At 36.4% G+C, this 22,247-nt stretch carries 20 protein-coding genes; 11 read left to right on the forward strand and 9 right to left on the reverse strand.

Annotation, left to right across the window (positions count from 1 at the left end):
- Positions 1–181: 181 nt before the first annotated feature.
- The gene (locus CHRYMOREF3P_RS22150) at positions 182–1,699 is read left to right on the forward strand and encodes an NAD(P)H-hydrate dehydratase (RefSeq protein WP_180565541.1); all 1,518 of its coding nucleotides are present in this window, start codon (positions 182–184) and stop codon (positions 1,697–1,699) included.
- Between the two features lie 120 nt (positions 1,700–1,819).
- On the opposite strand, the gene lgt is transcribed toward CHRYMOREF3P_RS22150, so the two are convergent.
- Both lgt and yidD read right to left on the reverse strand, forming a co-directional pair.
- Positions 1,820–2,683 (reverse strand): prolipoprotein diacylglyceryl transferase, encoded by an 864-nt coding sequence (gene lgt / locus CHRYMOREF3P_RS22155; RefSeq protein ID WP_180565815.1) that lies wholly within the window; start codon positions 2,681–2,683, stop codon positions 1,820–1,822.
- Between the two features lie 443 nt (positions 2,684–3,126).
- Positions 3,127–3,378: a membrane protein insertion efficiency factor YidD gene (yidD, locus tag CHRYMOREF3P_RS22160; protein ID WP_047423501.1), complete on the reverse strand. Its 252-nt coding sequence runs from the start codon at positions 3,376–3,378 to the stop codon at positions 3,127–3,129.
- A 101-nt stretch (positions 3,379–3,479) separates the two neighbouring features.
- On the opposite strand from yidD, the gene CHRYMOREF3P_RS22165 reads away from it, so the two are divergent.
- Positions 3,480–4,757 (forward strand): replication-associated recombination protein A, encoded by a 1,278-nt coding sequence (locus tag CHRYMOREF3P_RS22165; protein ID WP_077415054.1) that lies wholly within the window; start codon positions 3,480–3,482, stop codon positions 4,755–4,757.
- A 48-nt stretch (positions 4,758–4,805) separates the two neighbouring features.
- On the opposite strand, the gene CHRYMOREF3P_RS22170 is transcribed toward CHRYMOREF3P_RS22165, so the two are convergent.
- The 5 genes from CHRYMOREF3P_RS22170 to CHRYMOREF3P_RS22190 form a co-directional block, all read right to left on the reverse strand.
- The gene (locus CHRYMOREF3P_RS22170; protein WP_077415052.1) at positions 4,806–5,243 is read right to left on the reverse strand and encodes a hypothetical protein; all 438 of its coding nucleotides are present in this window, start codon (positions 5,241–5,243) and stop codon (positions 4,806–4,808) included.
- A gap of 115 nt (positions 5,244–5,358) precedes the next feature.
- Positions 5,359–7,590, reverse strand: coding sequence for a DUF2339 domain-containing protein (locus CHRYMOREF3P_RS22175; protein ID WP_180565542.1), 2,232 nt, complete (start codon positions 7,588–7,590; stop codon positions 5,359–5,361).
- Positions 7,591–7,701: 111 nt separating this feature from the next.
- On the reverse strand, positions 7,702–8,412 hold the full coding sequence (locus CHRYMOREF3P_RS22180; RefSeq protein WP_077415048.1) for a hypothetical protein: 711 nt from the start codon (positions 8,410–8,412) through the stop codon (positions 7,702–7,704).
- A 364-nt stretch (positions 8,413–8,776) separates the two neighbouring features.
- Positions 8,777–9,625: a prephenate dehydratase gene (pheA, locus tag CHRYMOREF3P_RS22185; protein ID WP_180565543.1), complete on the reverse strand. Its 849-nt coding sequence runs from the start codon at positions 9,623–9,625 to the stop codon at positions 8,777–8,779.
- A 241-nt stretch (positions 9,626–9,866) separates the two neighbouring features.
- Positions 9,867–10,280 (reverse strand): acyl-CoA thioesterase, encoded by a 414-nt coding sequence (locus CHRYMOREF3P_RS22190; RefSeq protein ID WP_077415044.1) that lies wholly within the window; start codon positions 10,278–10,280, stop codon positions 9,867–9,869.
- 136 nt (positions 10,281–10,416) lie between these two features.
- Here CHRYMOREF3P_RS22190 and dnaA point away from each other — a divergent pair, with 136 nt between their 5' ends.
- The 5 genes from dnaA (at position 10,417) to CHRYMOREF3P_RS22215 (ending at position 15,917) form a co-directional block, all read left to right on the forward strand.
- Positions 10,417–11,871 (forward strand): chromosomal replication initiator protein DnaA, encoded by a 1,455-nt coding sequence (gene dnaA, locus CHRYMOREF3P_RS22195; protein ID WP_077415042.1) that lies wholly within the window; start codon positions 10,417–10,419, stop codon positions 11,869–11,871.
- Between the two features lie 97 nt (positions 11,872–11,968).
- The gene (locus CHRYMOREF3P_RS22200; RefSeq protein WP_077415040.1) at positions 11,969–12,421 is read left to right on the forward strand and encodes a low molecular weight protein-tyrosine-phosphatase; all 453 of its coding nucleotides are present in this window, start codon (positions 11,969–11,971) and stop codon (positions 12,419–12,421) included.
- Between the two features lie 2 nt (positions 12,422–12,423).
- Positions 12,424–12,924, forward strand: a complete 501-nt coding sequence (locus CHRYMOREF3P_RS22205) for a nuclear transport factor 2 family protein (RefSeq protein ID WP_077415038.1) — start codon at positions 12,424–12,426, stop codon at positions 12,922–12,924.
- 4 nt (positions 12,925–12,928) lie between these two features.
- On the forward strand, positions 12,929–13,627 hold the full coding sequence (locus CHRYMOREF3P_RS22210; RefSeq protein ID WP_077415036.1) for an SAM-dependent methyltransferase: 699 nt from the start codon (positions 12,929–12,931) through the stop codon (positions 13,625–13,627).
- A gap of 487 nt (positions 13,628–14,114) precedes the next feature.
- Positions 14,115–15,917 carry a lytic polysaccharide monooxygenase gene (locus tag CHRYMOREF3P_RS22215; protein ID WP_077415034.1) on the forward strand — a complete coding sequence of 601 codons (1,803 nt, stop codon included), beginning with the start codon at positions 14,115–14,117 and terminating at the stop codon, positions 15,915–15,917.
- A 185-nt stretch (positions 15,918–16,102) separates the two neighbouring features.
- On the opposite strand, the gene CHRYMOREF3P_RS22220 is transcribed toward CHRYMOREF3P_RS22215, so the two are convergent.
- On the reverse strand, positions 16,103–16,993 hold the full coding sequence (locus CHRYMOREF3P_RS22220; protein ID WP_077415032.1) for a DUF4349 domain-containing protein: 891 nt from the start codon (positions 16,991–16,993) through the stop codon (positions 16,103–16,105).
- Between the two features lie 183 nt (positions 16,994–17,176).
- On the opposite strand from CHRYMOREF3P_RS22220, the gene CHRYMOREF3P_RS22225 reads away from it, so the two are divergent.
- A complete protein-coding gene (locus tag CHRYMOREF3P_RS22225; protein ID WP_180565544.1) occupies positions 17,177–18,244 on the forward strand; it encodes a DUF2891 domain-containing protein in 1,068 nt (355 codons plus the stop codon).
- Here the strand turns inward: CHRYMOREF3P_RS22225 and CHRYMOREF3P_RS22230 are convergent.
- On the reverse strand, positions 18,241–18,714 hold the full coding sequence (locus CHRYMOREF3P_RS22230; protein WP_077415028.1) for a DUF962 domain-containing protein: 474 nt from the start codon (positions 18,712–18,714) through the stop codon (positions 18,241–18,243). The two genes, CHRYMOREF3P_RS22225 and CHRYMOREF3P_RS22230, sit on opposite strands and share 4 nt — an antisense overlap.
- A gap of 74 nt (positions 18,715–18,788) precedes the next feature.
- Here CHRYMOREF3P_RS22230 and CHRYMOREF3P_RS22235 point away from each other — a divergent pair, with 74 nt between their 5' ends.
- From CHRYMOREF3P_RS22235 to CHRYMOREF3P_RS22245, 3 genes are all read left to right on the forward strand, one after another.
- Positions 18,789–19,634 (forward strand): helix-turn-helix domain-containing protein, encoded by an 846-nt coding sequence (locus tag CHRYMOREF3P_RS22235; RefSeq protein ID WP_180565545.1) that lies wholly within the window; start codon positions 18,789–18,791, stop codon positions 19,632–19,634.
- An 89-nt stretch (positions 19,635–19,723) separates the two neighbouring features.
- A complete protein-coding gene (locus CHRYMOREF3P_RS22240) occupies positions 19,724–21,034 on the forward strand; it encodes a TolC family protein (protein ID WP_077415024.1) in 1,311 nt (436 codons plus the stop codon).
- 24 nt (positions 21,035–21,058) lie between these two features.
- Complete coding sequence (locus CHRYMOREF3P_RS22245) at positions 21,059–22,177, forward strand: HlyD family secretion protein (RefSeq protein ID WP_077415022.1); 1,119 nt, start codon at positions 21,059–21,061, stop codon at positions 22,175–22,177.
- Positions 22,178–22,247: the final 70 nt, after the last annotated feature.

The raw sequence follows: 22,247 nt of genomic DNA on the forward strand, positions 1-22,247 counted from the left end.
TTTTATAGTTTTTTATTCCCAAAACATTGAGTTTTATGATGAATTCATAGAATTAGGTTTAGTAAATATTTTAGCATTATACAGATCCTTTATTTCATTCATGAGGTCTCCCTATTTTTATTATTGAGGTGGCATCATAATGAAAAATCTTTTGTAATTTGCTTAAAAGTTTGTTTTACTTATGAAGATTTTTACCGCAGAACAGATACGCAGCTGGGATCATTTTACAATTTCCCATGAGCCGGTTTCATCCATCCAATTGATGGAAAGAGCTTCGATGGCTGCGGCCCACTGGATTTCGGAACACTGTAAAAATCATAAAAAACTGGCCGTATTTTGTGGTAACGGAAACAATGGAGGAGATGGATTGGCGGTAGCGAGAATACTGTACCTGAAAGGCTTTGATGTAGATGTATTTATAGGTGATTCCAAACGGAAATTTTCGGAAGATGCTTTGGTTAATTTGAAAAGACTCCGTGATTTGTCAGGAATTTCGGTCAGAAAATATGATCATAGTGAACACTATAATTTTGATGATAAAACAATCATTATTGATGCTCTTTTCGGAACAGGTTTATCCAGACCATTGGTAGGTGAGTACAAAGAACTTGTTGAGCAGCTGAACGCCCGAAAGAATATTAAAATATCCATTGATGTTCCTTCCGGGTTGTCTGCAGATGAAATATTTGACAATGATCCAGTTATTCTGAAGTCTGATTATACCCTGACTTTTCAATGCTGGAAAAGAACATTCCTGCATCCCGAAACCGGAAAATATACCGGAAAAGTGGAAGTACTGGATATTGACTTAAGCAAAACCTATGCTGATACAACTGATGCGGAATACTTTATCATTGATGATCAGCTGATAGAATCTATATTCAAGCCAAGACAGGAGTTTTCTCATAAAGGAAGCTATGGCAAGGCTGCAATCATAGGAGGAAGTTACGGGAAAATAGGTGCTGCTGTTCTGGCTACACAATCGGCCTTAAAAACCGGAGCTGGCCTAACCTTTACGCTGGCACCGGAATGTGGATATGAGATACTGCAGACCTCATGTCCGGAAGCTATGTTTATAGCAGGAGGAAAGCAGTTTGTAACCAGCTTAGAGGTAGATAAAGATTTTATCTGCGGCATAGGACCTGGATTGGGAACTCATTCAGAAACTGAAAAAAGTTTTCTGAGCTTTCTGAAAAACTATACAAGCCCGTTGGTTCTGGATGCTGATGCATTGAATATTATTTCTAAAAAATCAGAAAATTTAAAATTAATCCCAAAAAAATCAATCATTACTCCTCATCCGAAAGAGTTTGAAAGGCTTTTCGGAAGTACGGAAAATTCTTTTAAGAGACTAGACCTGGCCAGAGAAAAAGCAAAAGAACATCGTATTTATATTGTATTGAAAGATCATCATACACAAGTTATTACTCCGGAGGGAAATGTATTTTACAATATAACCGGGAATGCAGGTCTTGCGAAAGGAGGCAGTGGAGATATCCTTACCGGAATTCTGACCTCACTTTTAGCGCAGGGTTATTCTGAAGAAGAAACCTGTATTTTAGGGGTGTGGTTTCACGGGAGATCGGCTGATCTTGCTTCAGAAAAATATTCAAAAGAATCTATGCTTCCTACAGATGTTATTGGTGAATTCGGAAATGTTTTTGAGGAGCTGAACACGAAAGTTGCGAAGAGCTTGTAACAGAATAAATGAGCTGAATGGCTTTTTAAAATAGACTTAAAAAGAAAAAGGCAAATTTGTAGCGCTACAAATTTGCCTTTTTTATCTTAAAACCGGAGTTTTTCAGTTTCCAGTGTGTGCTTATGCTTTTTCAATATATTCCGGTTTCTCATTTTCTTCAGGAGTGATCTTAAATTTCTTGGAAATGATCATAATAACAACTCCTGCAATCATAAACGGAATAGAAAGTACCTGGCCTGTATTCAGACCTCCAATCTGGATGAATTCGTCACCTTGCGGCTCTTTAAGAAACTCAACAAAGAATCTGATGGCCCAAAGAATAATAAAGAACAAACCGAATAACCATCCCTGCTGATATTTTTTATCTGTTTTTCTGTAAAGTATCCATAATAAAATGAAAAGAAGAACGTACCCTACAGCTTCGAATAGCTGGCTTGGATAGCGGGGTACGGTAAGACCATATTCACCGCTTTGCTGTGGGAAAAGCAAGGCAAAAGGAGAGTTTGGATCTGCAGGTTTACCAACGATTTCAGAATTGAAAAAGTTTCCCATTCTTACAAAAGCACCTCCTAAAGCTACTACAATACCTAATCTGTCGTATACCCAGAATGGATTTTTTTTGATGATTTTAAATGAATAATAAAGAGTGGTGAAAATCAAAGCAATAGTCGCTCCATGGCTTGCCAGTCCTGAAAATCCAGTGAATTTAAAACCATTTTTTGTGCTTATGGGTAAAAATACACTCCAGAAATCCTCTTTAAATAATTCCGGCTGATAAAAAATAACATGTCCTAGTCTTGCTCCAAGGATTGTTCCAATTAAAGTCCATGTGAAAAGAGGTTCCAGGTATCTCTGGTTAATATTGTCAATCTTAAAGATTCTGGTCATTAAAACATATCCGAAACCAAATGCAAATACAAACATCAAACTATAAAAGTGAAGGGTAAATGACCCAATATGAAGACCTTTTGAAGGATCCCATATTTTAAATGAAGTTTCAAGCTCTACTTTATCAGAATCTGTGATAGGTTTTGCAGATTTTACCGCATATTTGAATGTTGTAACATTTTCCTGGGTAGCAGGAGCATCTATCAGCTTAAAGTTTTTATCAAAAAACTGATATTTGGAATCCTTGAATCTTGCCAATGCTGAAGCCGCATAATTATAATAAGTAGGTTCAAGGCTGGATCCGTTAAGGATAACTACAACATTATTGTTAATGGCTCTGTCCGGAAAAGCGGTCAGGTCTCCCATTTCTGTGGTAGAATAGATTTTTACCGGAACATTGTTTCCGTTGATATCTAAAGTTCCGTCAGATAAACCCCCAGGGTATTCTTGTGCAAAAAGAAGCTGCGTTGTGAACGCAAACAGCACAAGATAAATTCTGAAAAAAATAGTATTCATTTTCTATTGATTTAATAGTTTGATTATTGACATTTATGTTTGGGTGGAACGGGATCATAACCGCTGCCTCCCCACGGATGGCATCTTAAAATTCTTTTAAATCCCAGCCAGAATCCTTTAAAGATCCCATGAACCCGAAGAGACTCAATCATGTAATGAGAACAGGTGGGCTCGTACCGGCAGTTTTTGGGAAGTAAGGGCGAGATGAACCATTGGTAAAATTTTATCAAAATTACCAGCGGAAATGTAATGATTTTATTGAATGTAAGTTTCAAAACAATGCAAAAATAGGGTAAAAAAATGAAAATTAGTTTAATTTTGTTATAAGTTTCGGGGATCAAAAGTCCGGAACATTGATCTTAAAAAAAGAATTACTTTGAATCAAAATATTCCATTAGCTGAAAAATTAAGACCCAAAATCCTGAACGATGTATTGGGGCAGGAACATCTTACCGGCGATAAAGGAACAATCAGAAAAATGATTGAAAATGACACCCTGAATTCGCTGATTCTCTGGGGACCTCCCGGAACCGGGAAAACTACATTGGCTGAAATTATTTCAGAGCAGTCGGGAAGAAAATTCTATAAACTTTCTGCCGTTTCTTCCGGAGTAAAAGATGTTCGGGATGTAATTGATGATGCCAGAAAACAAAATCTGTTTTCAGGGAAATCTCCCATCCTGTTTATTGATGAGATTCACCGTTTCAATAAATCCCAGCAGGATTCGCTGCTGCATGCAGTAGAAAAAGGCTGGATTGTTCTGATAGGAGCGACTACGGAAAACCCAAGCTTTGAAGTGGTTTCAGCATTGCTTTCAAGAAGTCAGGTTTATATTTTAAAAGCCTTGAGCTATGAAAAACTGGAGGAGTTGATTGATATTGCTTCTGAAAGATATAATAAAGATGAAGAGACTGATTTTAAAATCCTTGAAAAAGAAGCTTTCATTCAATATTCGGGCGGTGATGCCAGAAAGTTAATCAATTCTATAGAATTGGTTTTGAATCAATATAAAAATTCAAACACCAAAGAAATCATCAATACTGATGTTCTTGAAGTTCTTCAGGAAACAATGGCGCTGTACGATAAAAACGGAGAGCAGCATTATGATATTATTTCAGCCTTTATCAAGTCAATGCGTGGGGGTGATCCTAATGGAGCTGTTTATTGGCTGGCAAGGATGATTGCCGGCGGAGAAGATATTAAGTTTATTGCCCGTAGAATGCTTATTCTGGCTGCTGAGGATGTGGGATTGGCTAATCCGAATGCGCTGGTGGTTGCCAACAATTGTTTTCAGGCGATCAATGTCATCGGGAATCCTGAAGCGAGAATTATATTAAGTGAAACAGCTGTATATCTTGCAGTTTCTCCTAAAAGTAATTCTGCTTATATGGCCATTAATGAAGCGTTGGCTTTGGTGAAGCAAACCGGAAATCTGCCGGTACCGCTTCATTTGAGAAATGCTCCTACAAAACTGATGAAAGATCTGGATTACGGAAAAGAATATAAATATGCCCATTCTTATGAAGGAAACTTTGTAGAGCAGGACTTTCTTCCTGAGGAAATCAGGGATGTGAAATTATATGAGCCCGGTAATAACTCTACGGAAAAGAAGATTTATGAGGAGCTTAAGAAAAAATGGAACAATAAATATTAAAAATAAAAAAGGATGCTGAAAAACGGCATCCTTTTTATATTATTCAAGTTATTCGGTAGTATAGATAAACAATGTTTTCTTACCGTTGTAATCTTTTGTTTCTGCTCTTTTCTTGATCTCAGGATAGATCATTGTGCTGGTATCTGTAAATTCATAACCTTCAATAAATACAGGATTGTCTGCCGGAAGATTATATTGAGCATTCATATTGGATAATGCCATTCTGTCGAGTATATTTTCTCCGTTTTTGAATTTGTATTCAGTCACCCCTTTTGTAAAAACAGAACTGTATTTTTTTAAACTTTGGGGAAGACTTGCCGGAGTATTGTATACTTTAGAAACCTGCAATACGTTCTTTTTCGCATTGAACAATTCTACTGTTCCGACGGCGTTGTCAGCGACTGCAAACTTCACAGCAGGATTTTTTTGCTGTGCAAATAAAGTAGCAGAAGAGAGTATTAAAAAAGAGTAGAGTAATTTTTTCATAATCAGAATATGTAACTGTTAAAAACGTGATAAATATAGTTATTTTTTATAAAATGTGAATGAAATCTTAGATTGTTTTACATTTTATTTATAATAAAAACTTTTATCTTGAGTATCAGTCTGTAGTTTCCTCGCTTTTGTCTTTTTTATCAACCATGTTTCTGATGATATTTTTCAGTCTTTGGAAAGCGAAAGAACTTAATAATAAGATAATTCCGAGCGCAATAAAGGCGCTGATTCTTGAAATATTATCCATTTGCCATACATCATAACCGTAGAGTTTTAAAACCATGAGCCCTATCAATGCGAAACCAACCTTGTTATATTCCTGGATATCCTTTTTCAGGCCCATATAAATAAAAATACTGGCAAGAATAGTCCATATAATAGGAAGGTAGAGAATATTGAAGTGTGCGCTTGCTTCATAAGAATGAGGAATGTCGTTGGAAACCATTAAAACATAAGAATGATGAAGCTCACAGCTTACGGAAATGATAAGTGCCAAAGACAGGATCCAGTAAGAAATTCTGACTTTATGAAATTCAGATGACGGAATGATTCGTGAAATTACATATATAAAAGGAATCCACTGAAGCAGATGTAGTAGGTAAAAGCTTAAATGAAGTTTTTTCGTTAAAACAGCCGTGACAACGGGTAGTGTAGAAATTGAAGTATTAAGAGTTATCAGAAAGAAAAACAGATAAATCAGAACGGTTTGAACATCACTTCTGATATTCAGCGGTTTTCTGAAAAGGAGTAATGTAAATAGATAATAAATACTGAATAGCAGTCCTATGCTGACAATTGCTGACCAGGGCATCTCTGAAACGTGGTAGGTAAGCTCAAAAAGAAGACTTAAATAAATAACTCCATAGCTCACCACGGTAACCAGGTCTTCAAAAAAGGTATTAACTTTTTCCTGTGACTCTTTTCCTGTATTTCTTAACAAGTATAAATTGATCATTATAGAAATGATGGTAAACGAACTGGTGATAAATGGAGGATTGAATATGATATTAAAATTTGTTGTTCCCAGATATTCTGTCCAGGTAACAATCTGAGCGATCATAACCAATGGAAAAAGAATGTAAAAGAAAATCTTGAAAATTTTATGACCTGTTTTTTTCCAGATAAAAAGAAGCAGGGTAGTTTCTATGGCCCAGATACTGGTGATAAGATGGGTTTTAAACTGAATAGCGATGGCAATGGTGATAAGGCTGGTAACGAGTCCTGCAAATACAGAATAAGCAATTCCGAAGTTTTTGCGCCCATATTCTCTGAAGAGCAGAATAGAATTGACTGCAGCAAAGACAAGCGGAAAAATAATTGGAGGTTCATAGGCTAAAGTATCGAAAATATAGAACAGTCCCAAAACACTCGAAAAATTAGCAAAAGCAAGTATTAAGATATCAGATGTTGAAAGTATACCTTTCCTGATGTAATCATGCAGGGCAAAAAGGTAGAAAATCACATAACTGATCATGTAGAAAGTGATACTTAAAAGTTCAGGGCTCACATTCGTCCAATAAAATAGATAAGCGGTAGTAAAAATATAGGCAGTCCATCCCACGCTTTTCCAGTGTTGAAGAAAAGAGGCAACCAGCATTCCAATATTTAAAAGAGTCAGGTAAATAAAAAGGAAAGGGTAGTTACTTTGCCCGGTACTGATCATCAAAGGAGCACTAAAGCCTCCTATTAAAGAGAAAATAATTAAGACTTCACTTTTATAGTAATAGGATAAGATAATGGATGCTGCTGTAATCAGTGCGGTGATAACAAAAGCTGTATTTTGTGTAAAAAGATGATATTCCCGGAAAGCAATGGTTGCCGTGAAATATAACACAGCAATTCCGCCTCCTGTTATAATAGAGGCAAATGCTGTATAATTCTTTCTGAGGAAATGTCCTGTAATAATAATTCCTGCTCCGGTACAAAAACCAATACCTGCTCTTGCTGTTTCTTCAATCCAGTTTTTATCAATAGCATACTTCACAAAATAACCGATTCCGAGAACAAGAGTAAAAATACCAATGATGGTAAGTGCATTTTGTTTTAAAAAATCAAAAACAGGAGCCAGCCAGTCTTTTTGAGCTGGTGTTGGGACTTCTTCATTTTCTTCCCCATGTTTTGTTTCTTCAGGAACAATATGATGAGATTGTACTTGCTGAGGAACAATAGTTTCTTCCGGTGAGTTTTTTTGATGAATCACTTCAGATTGAGCCGGAGCCTTATTTATTTTATGATTAAGGTCCGAGATTTCCTTTTCAAGTCTTCTGATTTTAGTATTCAGATTGTTGAAAATGATGAAGATTACTATAAGTATGATGACAGCAACAAGTTCATTCATTTCATTAGTTTTATCAAATATAAAGAAATGTTTGAAAAGCTATTTAAAAAATTAACCCATCACTTATACTGTGATGGGTTAAATGGTATAGATAACTAACAATATGTTTTACTAGTTGGATACTTTGTAAATGTAGAATGATGCAATACTGGATCCTAGAAGGCCTGCATTAATAACACCAGAATCTACAAGTCCAAAAGAGACTTTATCTCCTGCCTGGAATGAATATAAAGAGTTGATGCTGGAGTCAGAAAGTGTTAGGTTGATTGCTAGCGCAAGATTAATACCACTGAAAGGGCGAGTGTCTATTATTGTTGACACTGCTGCTCTGGTTCTTGCGATTCCAATTCCCGGCCCTCCTGATAATAATGATGCCTGTAGCCCTGTACCATATCTGAATGCAAATCCAATAGCATATACTCCTGTAGATGGGATGGTGTAAGAACCGTCAGTATCTGTAAATAAAGCTGCGCTACCTATATTTCGGTCAGCTGCTACAAAGTTGACAGGCTGGAAGGATGCAGGGAAAACTCCCACACTCAAAAGGTTGATACCGGTTGTTTTTTTTGCTGCATATACCGTAGTGTTGGTTCCTGATGCGGCTATTAACAGCGCAGGATCTACAGAGTAAACCTGAGTACTTCCCTGGTTAATTGCTAAAACCTGATAGCCAGGTAATGCTGTAGCTGCGGGTGTATCTCTAACTTTCAGTGTTCCATTAACGTCTAGGGTTGCGGATGGAGTAGCTGTATTAATACCAACTTGCGAAAATAAAGGTAGGGTTGCGCATGCTAACATTAAGCTGTAAAGTTTGGTTTTCATGATCAAGATTTTTAATTAGTTGCTTAGCAAATATACAATAAAAATTATACCCATCATTGTGAAATTTATAATTTTAACATTAATATGATGTAATATATTTAAACATATGTTTGTATTTTGGGTAATATTATTACATAATTTAATTACGAGTTATTATATTTGACTATTAATTAATCGTCTGTTTATAAGGTGTTTAAAGATGGAATTTTCTCTCCATTGTGTGGGTTATTTTTGTGATAAAAGAAAGATGTTGGACACCTGATTTTTCTCTATATAAATTGTTTTTTTTTCTCGTTTTTAATAGGTTTAAAAGCAAAAACACTGCTTTAATGGCAGTGTTTTTAGTGTATTTATCTACTTTTTTCTAGCTCTCCAGGAGGAATTCTTTATAGTTTCCAAGAAAATCAACATTAGCATGGATAGATTCCAGTTCTTTGAGGGCGTTTCCATGTAAGACTTCTTTCCAGGGTCCTTCTACATTAATAAAGAAGAAATAATTGCCCAGTCCTGTCTTTAATGTTCTGGATTCAATTTTGCTGAGGTTCATCTTTCGCCATGCAAAAACCGATAAAACCTGATGTAGCCCACCTGGATGATCTTCCGGAAGCGTGATCAGCATTCCTGCTTTTTCTCCTAAAGTTTCCAGCTTGTTATTTTGGTATGTACTCTGTTGTTTAGAGATAATGATAAATCTGGTGTGGTTCTGTTCGAAATCCTGAATATTACGGTTGATGATTTTCAGTCCATATAAATTGGCGGCAAACTGGTTGGCAACTGCTGCAATAGCAGTCTCCCTATTCTCTGAAACAAATTTCGCAGCAGCAGCTGTAGAAGAAAAATCCTGCTTCGGAATTTCCTTATAATGTGTATCCAGAAAATGGAAGCTCTGTGCCAGGGCCTGTGGATGTGAATATATTCTTTCAATATTCTCAATAGAATTTTCCGGATGAATCATCAGGTGATGCGCAATAGGCATTACCGCTTCTGCTTCAATTTTAATAGACGGGGTTTTATATAAATAATCCAGCGTCATAGAAACCGTTCCCTCAATAGAGTTTTCCAAAGGTACAACAGCCTTTACTGCTTCTCCGTTTTCAACAGCCTTAAAACAATCCAGAATACTGGCTTGTGGTAATAACTCTTCATCAGGAAACAACTGGGCTGCGGCAAGCTGGGTGAAACTGGCATGAGGTCCCAAAAATGCAATCTTCATAATATAATATATAAGGGATGATTAAAATAAAGGTACAAAGGTGCGAATTAATTCATAAATAGAGTTCAAAATTCAAGGTTTTGGGTTTAATGTTACTGATTGCTCTTTTTTGTTCCCGGTTGAACGGTTTTGTTATTATCCGAATATCTTAAATCTTGGCTCTTGTTTCTTATACCTTAAAAAATCTTTATTACTATTTCACAGAAAATTTCCCTGGTTCCCGCGGTCTAATTCCTATCATCTAAGCTCCTTTCCAGTTCTTCTCTATCATTTCCATCAGAAAATCGGGGCACTTAATAATCTTGTTGGTTTTTGCATCCAGAAAGAATAGAGTAGTGGAAGCTTCTGTTATTTTAATATGCTCTTCATTGTAAATTTCATATTCAAATTCGATTCTTACTCCTGGAATTTTTTTAACATAAGTATGGATTTCTAATTTTTGATCATACAAAGCTGGTCTGATATACTTAATTTTATAGTCCGAAACAGGAAGCCAAATTCCTTGGTTTTCAATTTCATCGTATGAAATTCCTATGCTTCTGAAGAGCTCAACTCTCCCCACTTCGAAGTATGTTGCATAGTTGCCGTAGTATACGTATTTCATAGGATCTGTTTCTGCGTAACGTACTCGTATTGAGTGTGTTGTATGTATCATTTTAGGTGCTAAATTATACATACAAATATATTTTTAAATAATCAATACCTGCAATATTTTTTTTTGAAAAGAAAAAATTGGACCTTTGTCTTCCTTCTAAACACAGTACAAACAAAGAATAATCGGGGCATAAAAAATGGATGACAATTTAATGATGATATGGCAGAAATGCCTTCAGTTTATGCGTGATAACCTGAACGCAGCTGAAGACAATTCTGACCTGAAAAAACTTGAAAAATCTTTCGATATGTTATTCGATAAGGTGCAGCCACTTTCATTAGTAGCAAACAACCTTACGCTTATCGTACCGAGCGATTTTTACAAGGAATATATAGAGGACAATTACCTGTCCTTACTTTCTGCTGCCCTGAAGAAAAATATTGGAAAAGGAGTGAAATTATGGTATTCTGTGATGGAAAACAGACCAAAAGGTGAAGAAAAACCAGTTACCATGAACATCAAGGGACAAAGTGTTCCTACTCCGAAAACACAGGAAACAATGCCACAAGGATTCTCTGCTAATATTGTAAATCCTTTTGTAGTTCCTGGAATAAGAAAAGTAAATATAGATTCTAACCTTAAGCCTGACTATTCTTTTGATAGTTATGTAGAAGGGGAAAGCAATAAATTTGCAGCCACTGTAGCCAGATCCATTGCAAAAAGACCTGGAGCAACTGCCTTCAACCCGTTATTCTTATATGGAGGTTATGGAGTTGGAAAAACCCACTTAGGACAAGCTGTGGGGCTTGAAGTAAAAAATCAGTTCCCTGATAAAGTAGTTCTTTATCTGTCTTCTGAAAAGTTTATCCAGCAGTTTATCTCTGCTGCCAAAGCACATAAGCAGACAGAATTTGCGAATTTCTATCAAATGGTTGACGTACTGATTATTGATGATATTCAGTTCTTATCAGGAAAATCAGCAACACAGGATAGTTTCTTCCATATTTTTGATCATCTGCATCAGAACGGAAAACAGATTATCCTTACTTCAGATAAAGCTCCTGCTGATATTATGGATATTCAGGAGAGAATTGTTTCCCGTTTCAAATGGGGACTTTCTGCAGAAATCAAATCTCCGGATTTATCTACAAGAAGACAAATCATTGAAGATAAACTAAGCAGAGACGGAATTGTTCTTCCGGGAGATATGCTTGACTTCCTTGCTGTGGAAACGAAAACCAATGTAAGAGAACTTATCGGAGTAATTAACTCTGTGATCGCTTACTCTACCGTATACAAGAGAGACCTGAGTCTTGAATTGCTTAAGGAGACCATCAACAGGATTGCTGCCAACCAGAAAAAGATCATCAACATTCCTTACATCCAGGAAGTTGTATGTGATTATTTTGGAATCAAAAAAGAACAATTACTGTCAAAAACAAGAAAAAGAGAGATTGCATTACCAAGACAGCTTGCCATGTACTTCTCTAAAGAATTCACCAACTCTACATTTACTAAAATCGGTGAAGAAATGGGAGGGAAAGACCACTCTACAGTAATGTATGCTTGTGATACGATCAAAGATGTATCGAAAATTGATAAAGAAATCAAGAAGTACGTAAAAGACCTTACAGAAAGAATCAAACAATAACATTGTTGAACAAAATAAATTGAAATGAAGGATAGTTTTATTCTTCATTTTTTATTTAGTTTTGTTAGAACAAAGACTCTTTTTAAATAGATAGAATATGAAAATATTAATGGTTTGTCTGGGGAATATATGCAGAAGCCCTTTGGCAGAGGGAATTATGAAAACAAAGATGCCGGGAAACTTTGTGGTAGATTCAGCCGGAACCATTTCGATGCATGAAGGGGAGTATCCAGACAAAAGAGCCATTAAAACTGCCGCCAACCATAATATTGATATCTCAAAACAGAGATCAAGACCCATTACCAGAAAGGATTTTGAAACCTTTGATAAGATCTACTGTATGGATATTGATGTATTACAAGATGTGGTTTCTAAAACCAGGTATGAAGAAGAACGACAGAAAGTATCTTTATTTCTGGAAGTATTGGGAGATCATGAAAATGCTGAGGTTCCGGATCCTTATTGGGGAGATATGAGCGATTTTGAAAAGGTCTTTCAGCTGCTGGATAGAGGATGTGATGCTATCAAGAACCAAATATCTCAATCATAATCATGAAAAAACTGCTGTTACTCCTCTTGGTAAGCTTTAATTTCTCTTTTGCCCAAACCAAAGATGAAATTGAGATCCGTAAAGTAATGGATGACTTTATGGGATGCATTAAATCCAGAGATGAAGCCAAATATCTCTCTTTATTTCAGGAACCTGTACTCTGGACCGGAATTTACAAAGACAGAACACAGGCCAAACGCCTTGAGAAAAATCCTAAGGCAGACTATTACTTTGCAGATGACTATAAGGCTTTTATCCAAAGTTTTAAAGATGACAAATCTGAAGAGAAATTTGACAATATTAAGATCGTGGAAGATGGAGCAATAGCTTCTGCCAATTTCGATTACAGCTTTTGGTACGACGGTAAAATGGAAAACTGGGGAAAGGAGATCTGGACACTGATGAAGATCAACGGAACCTGGAAGATCACTTCCGTTACCTTTTCTATGGATCTTACAAAATACTTCCCGCAACCTTCATTAAACGAAAGAACTAAAAAATAATACGATGCTTTTTTTACTCCCTGCTTACTTATCAGAAAACACTTCTATCAACCACTTTTCACCTGTTTTGAAGGATTATATCATGCAGACAGATTACTTCTTTGTGGAAAATGAGAAAACAGCTCGAAAGGTTGTTAAATTTTTTGCTCCGGAAAAGAAGCAGGCTGATCTGAAGTTGTTTTTATTAGATAAATATACAGAAAATGCAGATATTAAAGAAGCTCAGGAACTGATGCTGAAAGGCCATGACTTCGGATTGCTGTCAGAAGCAGGATTGCCTTGTATTGCAGATCCCGGAAATCTGATTGTGAAATGGTGCCATGAGAAAAACATCAGAGTAATCCCTGTTTCAGGTCCTTCATCCATTATACTTGCTTTGATTTCCAGCGGATTCAACGGACAGGAATTCACCTTCCATGGATATCTTCCTATTGATAAAGGAGAGAAAAAGAAGCATATCACAAATCTTGAAAGCCTTGTTCAGAAAACCGGATATTCACAGATTTTCATGGAAACACCTTACAGAAACAATCAGCTTTTTGAAGATTTGTGCAAGTTTTTATCACCTAATACCAAGCTGTGTATTGCGGCCAATATCAACGATCCGGAACATGAATTCATCAAAACAAAATCTATAAAAGACTGGCAGAAACAGAAGCCGGAACTTCATAAAATTCCTGCGGTATTCGTACTTGGGAAATAAACTTTACTCCTATAGCTTTACAATCTAAGCATAGGAGTATTTTTTTTGTTTGAAAACCAGAAAGGTATTTTGAATTATTTCTCAGATCCTTTTTCTTTTTATTTGAAGAGAGATTTCAATGTTATAATTATGATTTCTTCTGAACTTCTCTTTTATTCTTCCAGCTATTCAATATGGACTTAAATTGACATTATTTCAACAATGTGTGATAATTTTTATGTAAATTATTGTATTTTCATGGTGTAAAATATTCTAATTATATAATTATATATAATGCATTATGGGGCGTAAATTTGTAAATTAATTTATAATATTAACTATATTTTGTTATTTAATTTAATTTTTATTATAAATTTTATAATTTAAACTGTTTTCGTAGATTTAAGCTAATATTTTTCGTGTTTCTTTAATTATAAAGAAGGCGATAATTTTAGAATTCAATTTTGTATAAAATTGATCAAATAAACTCAACACCAAATACTTAAATATGATTACACGTAAAATTTTTTTTCCGGTATTGCTGATGCTGGCCATACTGGTACCTTCTTTAATTCATCTGTCCGCACACGGATATGTACTGAGTCCTGCTTCAAGAGGATATCAGGGAAGTCTTGATAAGGCTGCGCTCGGCTATTCTGTAGCATTTGGAAAATATGGCTCAGTAATTAATGAGCCAGGATCTCTGGAAGCCCCAAAAGGTTTCCCTGCATCCGGTCCTATAGACGGAAAGATCGCTTCTGCTAATGGAAGTATTGGCGGAGATACTACACTGGATATTCAAACAGCTGACCGATGGAAGAAAACAAATATCACCACCGGTGTGAATGCCTTTATCTGGAAATATCTGGCGTATCATGCAACCGCAAAATGGCATTATTATATGACAAAACAAGGCTGGGATTCTGGTAAACCTCTTTCTCGCCAAGATCTTGAACTCATTGGTACAGTTGTGCATAATGGTACACCACCACAGGATAATGTTTCCCATCAGATTACAGTTCCTGCAAACCGTACAGGTTACCATATTATTTTAGCGGTTTGGGATGTAGCAGATACTGCCAATGCATTTTATAATGTAATTGATGTTAACGTAACATCCGGGACAGGAGTTTCTATACCGGCTACTCCTACAGGATTAACCCAGCTTGGAGTTACCAGTTCTTCTGCTAAAATAGGCTGGAATCCACAGTCAGATGCCGTTTCATATAACGTTTTCCGTAATGGACAGAATATTCAGCAGGTAAGTGCTGCAACATTTGAAGATACCGGCTTGACTGCTAATACGGTTTATACGTATGAAATACAGGCAAAAGGTTCTTCAGGACTCACTTCAGGGAAAAGTACACCACTCAATGTAAAAACGAACGGTGAAGATATTCCTGAAAAACCTACAGCGCCATATAACCTTCATTCAATGAGCGTTACCGAGAACTCCGTGTCACTTATGTGGATGACCTCTACGCATACACAAGGCATCAAAAATTACCAAGTGTTTGAAAATGGAATCAAAGTAGGAGAGACTGTGCAAACAAGCTTTTTACGAACCGGCTTAGCACAAGATACAGAATATCGTTATACAGTAAGATCTGTTGCGATGAATGATCAGCTCTCTGATATGAGTAATGAATTAAAAGTAAGAACTAAGAAAGTTATGCCGGGTAATGGCCAAACCTACTGTGGGGTAGAGCAGTATAATACTGCCAATGCATATCCTACAGCCGGAACGAAAGTTTTCTACTCCTGTAAAATCTGGAAAAATAAGTGGTATGCAAATCCGGGAGAACTTCCGGGGACAAATATGGTATGGGAGGAAGTAAGTGTATGCACCGAAGGTTCAGGTTGTGAATCAAGTGGTCCGGTTACTTATTGTGGAGCACAGGAATATAATCCGGTGAAAAATTATCCAACAGCAGGAACGAAGGTATTCCATGCCTGCAAGATATGGGAAAACAAATGGTATGCGAATCCGGGAGAAGCACCGGGAAATAACGCTGTATGGAAAGTTTTAAATGATTGTAATGAAGGACAAAGCTGCAAAACATCAGGTCTTACCAATAAAGAAAATGATCTTTCAATAATAGCATCTGAGCATTTGATCAATTTTGCACCTGAAAGTTATTACAGCAAAATAAAGAGAGTAGATATCATTACTCCTCAAGGACATCAGATAATGACCTTTATGAATCCAGGAAAGGACAATATGAATATCAGCCACCTTCAGTCTGGAATATATTTTGTGAAAATCCTTTATAAAGATGGAAACAGTATTACTAAAACCATCAGGAAGTAAATAAAACCAAGAAAGCTGTCTTTGTGATAAGGCGGCTTTTTCTTGTCAGAAATTATAAAAATATTTAACAGCTCTTAACAAGGCTATTGCATTATTCTTGTTTTAAAGACTATACTGGAAACAGTATAAATTGTTGATAATGCAGTAGAAACCCGGGCATCTTCGATGCCCGGGTTTTTTATATATTAGTTTTTATCTTTTTTCCTTGACTTCCATTTTTTCCAAAGAATGATAATAATAGGAATAAGCAAGAAGAGCGGCCACAACGAGACCATTCCCAGCAGAAAACTTACAAAACTGTTCCAGCCTTCAGTCAAAGAATCTATAAAACGGCTTCCAAAACCGATTTTTGAGGTAGCTGAGCTTCTCACTTTTTCTTTGTACAGATTTAAATTCAGTGTACTGTAATTCACACGGTCATCTATAAAACGAAGTCTGCCTTCTGCCACATCAATCTCATCTTCCAGCTCCCGGATATTTTCCTGAATTTCCAGCATATCCTTTGTGGTAGCAGCAGTTTTAAGCATGTCACGGTATTTTTCAAGATATATTTTTTTGTTGGCCAGTTTTATAGCTACATCAGTATATTCCTCTGTCACATCATTGGATGAAATATTTTTAGATAAGACAGATCCTACTCCGTCCGAAAATGAGTTGATGAGAGCATCAAAATTTTTATGAGGTACACGGATGATCAGCGTAAGATTATCATCCATATCGGTGTTTTGGAACTCCTCCTTTTGTATATAGGCCTTATTTTTCTTGATAATCTCATTGACCTGATTCTGAGTTTTTTTAATATCACCCACCTGAATCTTCATATCTCCGTTTTTGATAATTTTTTTGGAAATTGTATCTGTTTTCTTGGGAGTATAAACATCTTTGTTTACTCTGTTTTCATCGGGAAGCAGTTTTTCAGAAATAGAAAGTGGCGGAGGCACAGGTACAGAAGCAGCAGATGCTTTATCTTCCGGAATAACTTCCATCAGATCAGCCTTCACTTCATATTTTTCACCGCCTGATTTGCTGCAGTTGATCAGAACAAGACCTGATAATAGGAGAATAATGTTTTTCATGGGTAAATTAATTTTTAGGGGTATGATCAAAAAGTGTGCTTAAAAATGATTGTGCTCCAGATTTGTTTTAAATTTTTAAATAAAAGATCAAAATACATATAGGAAAGCGAAAAAATAAGCAGAATGAACTCAAAATAGGTCCGGAAAATTGTTGAAACAGTAAATTATTTCTATTTTTAATTCATGAAAAAAAGTCTTTTAGCATTTGTGTTTTCTCCATTTCTGATGTATGCCCAGGAAGCTCCGAAACTTACAGACGAGATGGCTATGAAATTATCTGATAAGCCACTTCATTGTATCAATCAGGAATACCCAAATAAAACAGCCCATATTATCAATAATGCAGGTGAGGTTCCTTTGACTCCCAAAGATCTTCACCCTAGTTTTTATGGCTGTTTCGATTGGCATAGCTCTGTTCATGGACACTGGATGCTGACCAGACTTTTGAAAACAAAACCCAATCTGCCTAGTGCTAAAGAAATTGAAAAAATCCTGGATGAATCATTTCAGAAGGATAAACTAAAGACAGAAGCAGACTATTTTACAAAATATCAGCTGACAGGAACTTTCGAGAGAACTTATGGATGGGCATGGATTTTAAAACTGGATGAAGAGCTTACCAATTGGGATCATCCGAAAGCTAAAATATGGCATGAGAACCTGAAACCGCTAACCGATCAGATTCTGAAATCCTGGAAAACCTATCTTCCAAAGCAAACCTATCCAAACAGAACCGGAGTTCATCCCAATACTGCATTTGCAATGGCTTTTGCTATAGATTGGGCAAGAGCTAATAAAGATAAAGAGTTTGAAAACCAGTTGATAGAAAAGTCCAAATATTTTTTCTTAAAAGACCAGAAAACCCCTGCTTATCTGGAACCGGACGGATCGGATTTCTTTTCGCCAAGTCTGGAAATTGCAGATCTGATGCGCAGAGTTCTTCCACAAAAAGAATTTGTGCAATGGCTGAGTGCTTTCTATGAAAAAAGAAGTCTGGAAAATGTTGAAAAAATTCCTGTGGTAAGTGATCTTAGTGATTATCAGACCGTTCATCTTGTGGGATTATCTTTTTCAAAGGCATGGTGTATGAAAGGGATTTCAAATGCACTTCCTGCCAACCATCCACTGAAAAAAGAATTCAGAAAAACGGCAGATGTATTTCTTGCTAATGGTTTGCCTTTATTGTTTCAAGGGAATTATGGCGGAGACCACTGGCTGGCAAGTTTTGTAGTATATGCCCTGGAAGATTAATATTTGATTCCGGTTTTTTTCAGAATAAAGCCTAAAAGCCAGATAGGTCCTATCAAAAGAAACTGAAGATCTTTGAGGAAAGACGGCTTTTGTCCTTCTATTTTATGCCCTATCAACTGAAAAATCCAGGTAATAACAAATACAGAAACGTAAACGATCCATGACTGCTTTCCGAAACTGATATTGGTCAGATAAATGAAATGCTCCAGAATAAGTATGATAACAGCCATCACGATAGCCATCAAAAGAGAAAGTCTTATATAGAATAATGTTATAAGAACAATCATAATAAGGCTAATGATGCTGACACATCCGAAATAGGAAGCGCAGAAATGAGGAGAGGGAATAAGGGATGCAAAACCTAAAACCGCCCAAAAGATTAATGGCACACAAATCCAGTGAATAAACTTGTTGGTCGCGTTTCTATGGCTTTTACTGTATTCGGCAAATAAGAGATCAACCTTTCTCATACTAATAGAAAATTGGATTGGTGCTAAAATAATAAAATTTTGTAATCACTGGTAAGATTGCTTACATTTGTCTTATGTCTGCCCTAGAAAAATTCGGAGTTGATATTTTTACGGAACGTAATATTTTCGAGCGAATAGCCGTGGGCAAACCGTTTCGTCCTGATAATCCTGCTTTTATATTTATTAAATCAGGAACTATAAAACTTCGCCAGCATTTCAGTGACCTGGAAGTTTCTGCCAACATGTTTATGGTAACCGATCCACAGACTATTTATGAAGTGATTTCTGTGACGGACGATTTTCAGTCCAGAATGGTTTCTTACCAAAGAGGATTTATTTCGGCTCTATCATTGAAATTTAACCGTCTCATTACCTATCGTTATTTCAGACAGCAAATGAATAAAGGAGTTCCTTTTCCCGAAGACGAAATGGAAGTCGTTTGGAAAAGTGTTAATTTCCTGAAATATATCCTTGATTCTGAAACAGAAATGCTTTACAAGAAAGAAATGGTAGAACATCTTTTCTCTGTTTTCTGTTATCAGATGGCTGGGATTATTTCCAAGGAAGATAACAGTTCTATGAGCCAGATGTCCAGGCAGGAAGAAATTGTATTTGTATTTCTTACTGATATTGCGGAACATCATCTTACAGAGAGAACGGTTGAGTTTTATGCCGGACGGCAGTCAATTACAACCAGACATCTATCTTCCGTAGTGAAGACCATTACGGGCAAATCTGCGAGCGAGATCATTGCTTTAATTGTCATCAATGAGGCTAAAGTGCTCTTAAACTCTTCCAGTAAACCGGTTTCAGAAGTTTCTTCTATTCTCGGATTCAGTGATCAATACTCATTTTCTCACTTTTTTAAGAAGCATCTGAAGGTAAGCCCTACACAGTACAGACATCAGTTTGAAAACTAAAATCTTACATTTGAACATCTTTTTCCAAAAATCAAACATTTGATTGATTTTGTTGTTGACCTAACTTTGCATCTGTAAAACAAGGTAAAATGACAAAGAAAATAAAAACAGCACTATCTGTATTGATAGCAGCTTTTCCTGCGCTGTTTTTTTCACAACAGATTAAGCAGATGACCGCAGGTGAGGTAGCGGAACTTGCTGTTCAGAATCACCAGCAGCTCAAAGTGTCTGCACAGAACATCGGTATTGCAAAGCAAAACACGAATGTTGTTAAGCTTCAGAAACTTCCCACAATTACGGCTTCTACAAGTCAATTCTATTTAGGGGATGCAGTAGCCATTGACAAAGATTTTTCAAATTCTACAAATGTTCCGATGCCGCATTATGGAAGCTCATATGCGGTTCAGGCGACACAACTGATCTTCAAAGGGGGATTGGTGAATAAATCTATTGAAATGGCAGGACTTCGTGAACAGCTTTCCGAACTGGATTTAGAGAAAAATAAGCAGGATGTAAAGTTTTTAGTGATTTCCAATTATCTGGATGTCTATAAAATCATCAATCAGGAAGAGGTATTTGAGAATAACAAAAAACTGGCTCAGGAACGTCTTAAAAATATCCAGAAGTTCTATCAGCAGGGGATGGTAACACGAAATGAAGTGATTCGTGGAGAATTGGCCATCAAAAATCTCGATCAGGGAATTTTAACCCTTACCAACAATAAAAAAATCCTTAATTATAATTTAAATATTGCTTTAGGTTTATCTTCTGACACAGAAATTGTTCCTACAGAGAGTTTGGAAAATAAAGAATCCGGAATAGGCATGGAATATTATACAGATCTTGCCCATGAAAGTAATCCATTGTTGAAATCTGCCCAAAAAAATATTGCGGTTGCAGATAAAAATATTGAGATCATCAAAACGGACAATGCACCTACACTGGCTGGATTTGGCGGATATACTCTACAAAGACCCATTACAACCAGAAATCCTGTTTTGGATATGTATTCAGGAGGATGGCAGACTGGAGTTTCTTTGAGTTATAACATAGATACACTGTATAAAACGAAAGAAAAAGTAAAATTAGGAGAGCTGCAAAAGAATCAGGCGAATGATGCAATGACTCTGGTACAGCAGAATGTGGATATGGGAGTGAATGCAGCCTATACAAAATATCAGGAAGCCATTCAGCAGGCGGATATTCTGAATGATTCCAAAAGACTGGCAGAAGAAAACTACAAGATTACGGAAGCCAAATATCTGAATCAGCTGGCAGTACAGGCAGAAATGATAGATGCCCAAAACCAGAAACTACAGTCGGAACTTGATTATGCTAACGCCGAAATCAATGTTTTGTATCAGTATTACAACCTTTTGAAATCTACAGGGACACTTTAATTTTTAAAACTGAAAATCAACACAATGGAAAACAAGGAACAAACTACTCAAAATACGACACCAACTCCTGCTGCACCAAGCGCAGAGAATAAAAAAAAGAAAAATAAAACCAATAAAATCAGAGCCATCATTTCCAATATCATCGTTTTCATGGTGATCGGTTTCGGATTATTCTGGTTAATACGTGAATATTTCCATATCGGAAACAAAACCTATACGGAAGCAGCACAGGTAGAAGAATTTATCAATCCTGTTAACACAAGGGTTTCGGCATATATCAAAGAAATTAAGTTCATTGAACACCAGCATGTAAAAAAAGGAGATACACTGGTAGTCCTTGACGAACGTGAAATTCTTACACAATTGGGACAGGCAGAAGCCGCTTATCAGAATGCGATGGCTCAAAAGACAGCCACAAGTTCTTCTGTAAATACTGTTTCCAACAATGTCAACGTTATGCAGTCCAATATTGCAGGTGCAAAAGCGAGATTATGGAATGCTGAGCAGAATTTAAACCGTTATAAAAATCTTTTATCAGCAGAAGCAGTTACAAGACAGCAATATGATCAGGTAAAAACAGAATACGATGCACAAAAAGCTGCTTATGAAACTTTAGTGAATCAAAAACAGTCAGCGAACCTTTCCACTACTGAAGTGAAAAGCAGACTGGGAATTAATGATGCTGAAATCAAAAGAACAAAATCTGCCTTGGATATGGCGAAAATCAATCTTTCGTATACTGTTATTACGGCGCCTTATGATGGAGTAATGGGAAGAAGAACTATCTCTGAAGGGCAATTGATTCAACCGGGACAGCAGGTTGCAACCATCGTTCTGAATGGTCAGAAATGGGTAACAGCCAACTTCCTGGAAAGCCAGATGCCAAATATTAAAGTAGGAGAAAAAATTTCTATGACAGCTGATGCTTTGGGAGGGAAAAAATTTGAAGGAGTTGTCACTGCTGTTTCAGCGGCTACAGGATCACGATATTCGAGTGTACCTACAGATAACTCTACCGGAAACTTTATTAAAGTGCAGCAGAGAATTCCTGTAAGAATAGAGTTTACAGCTTCCAACAAAAAAGAAGACCTGGATAAACTGAGTGCCGGAATGAATATGAATGTGAATATTAACAAAGACTAAAAGATGGAAGATATCAGATTCCAGACATTATGCGTAGGGAAAGCTAAGGTTGAATGTTGAAAGTCTGCCA

Origin of the sequence: Chryseobacterium sp. JV274 (assembly GCF_903969135.1) — a bacterium.
Taxonomy (GTDB): Bacteria; Bacteroidota; Bacteroidia; order Flavobacteriales; family Weeksellaceae; genus Chryseobacterium.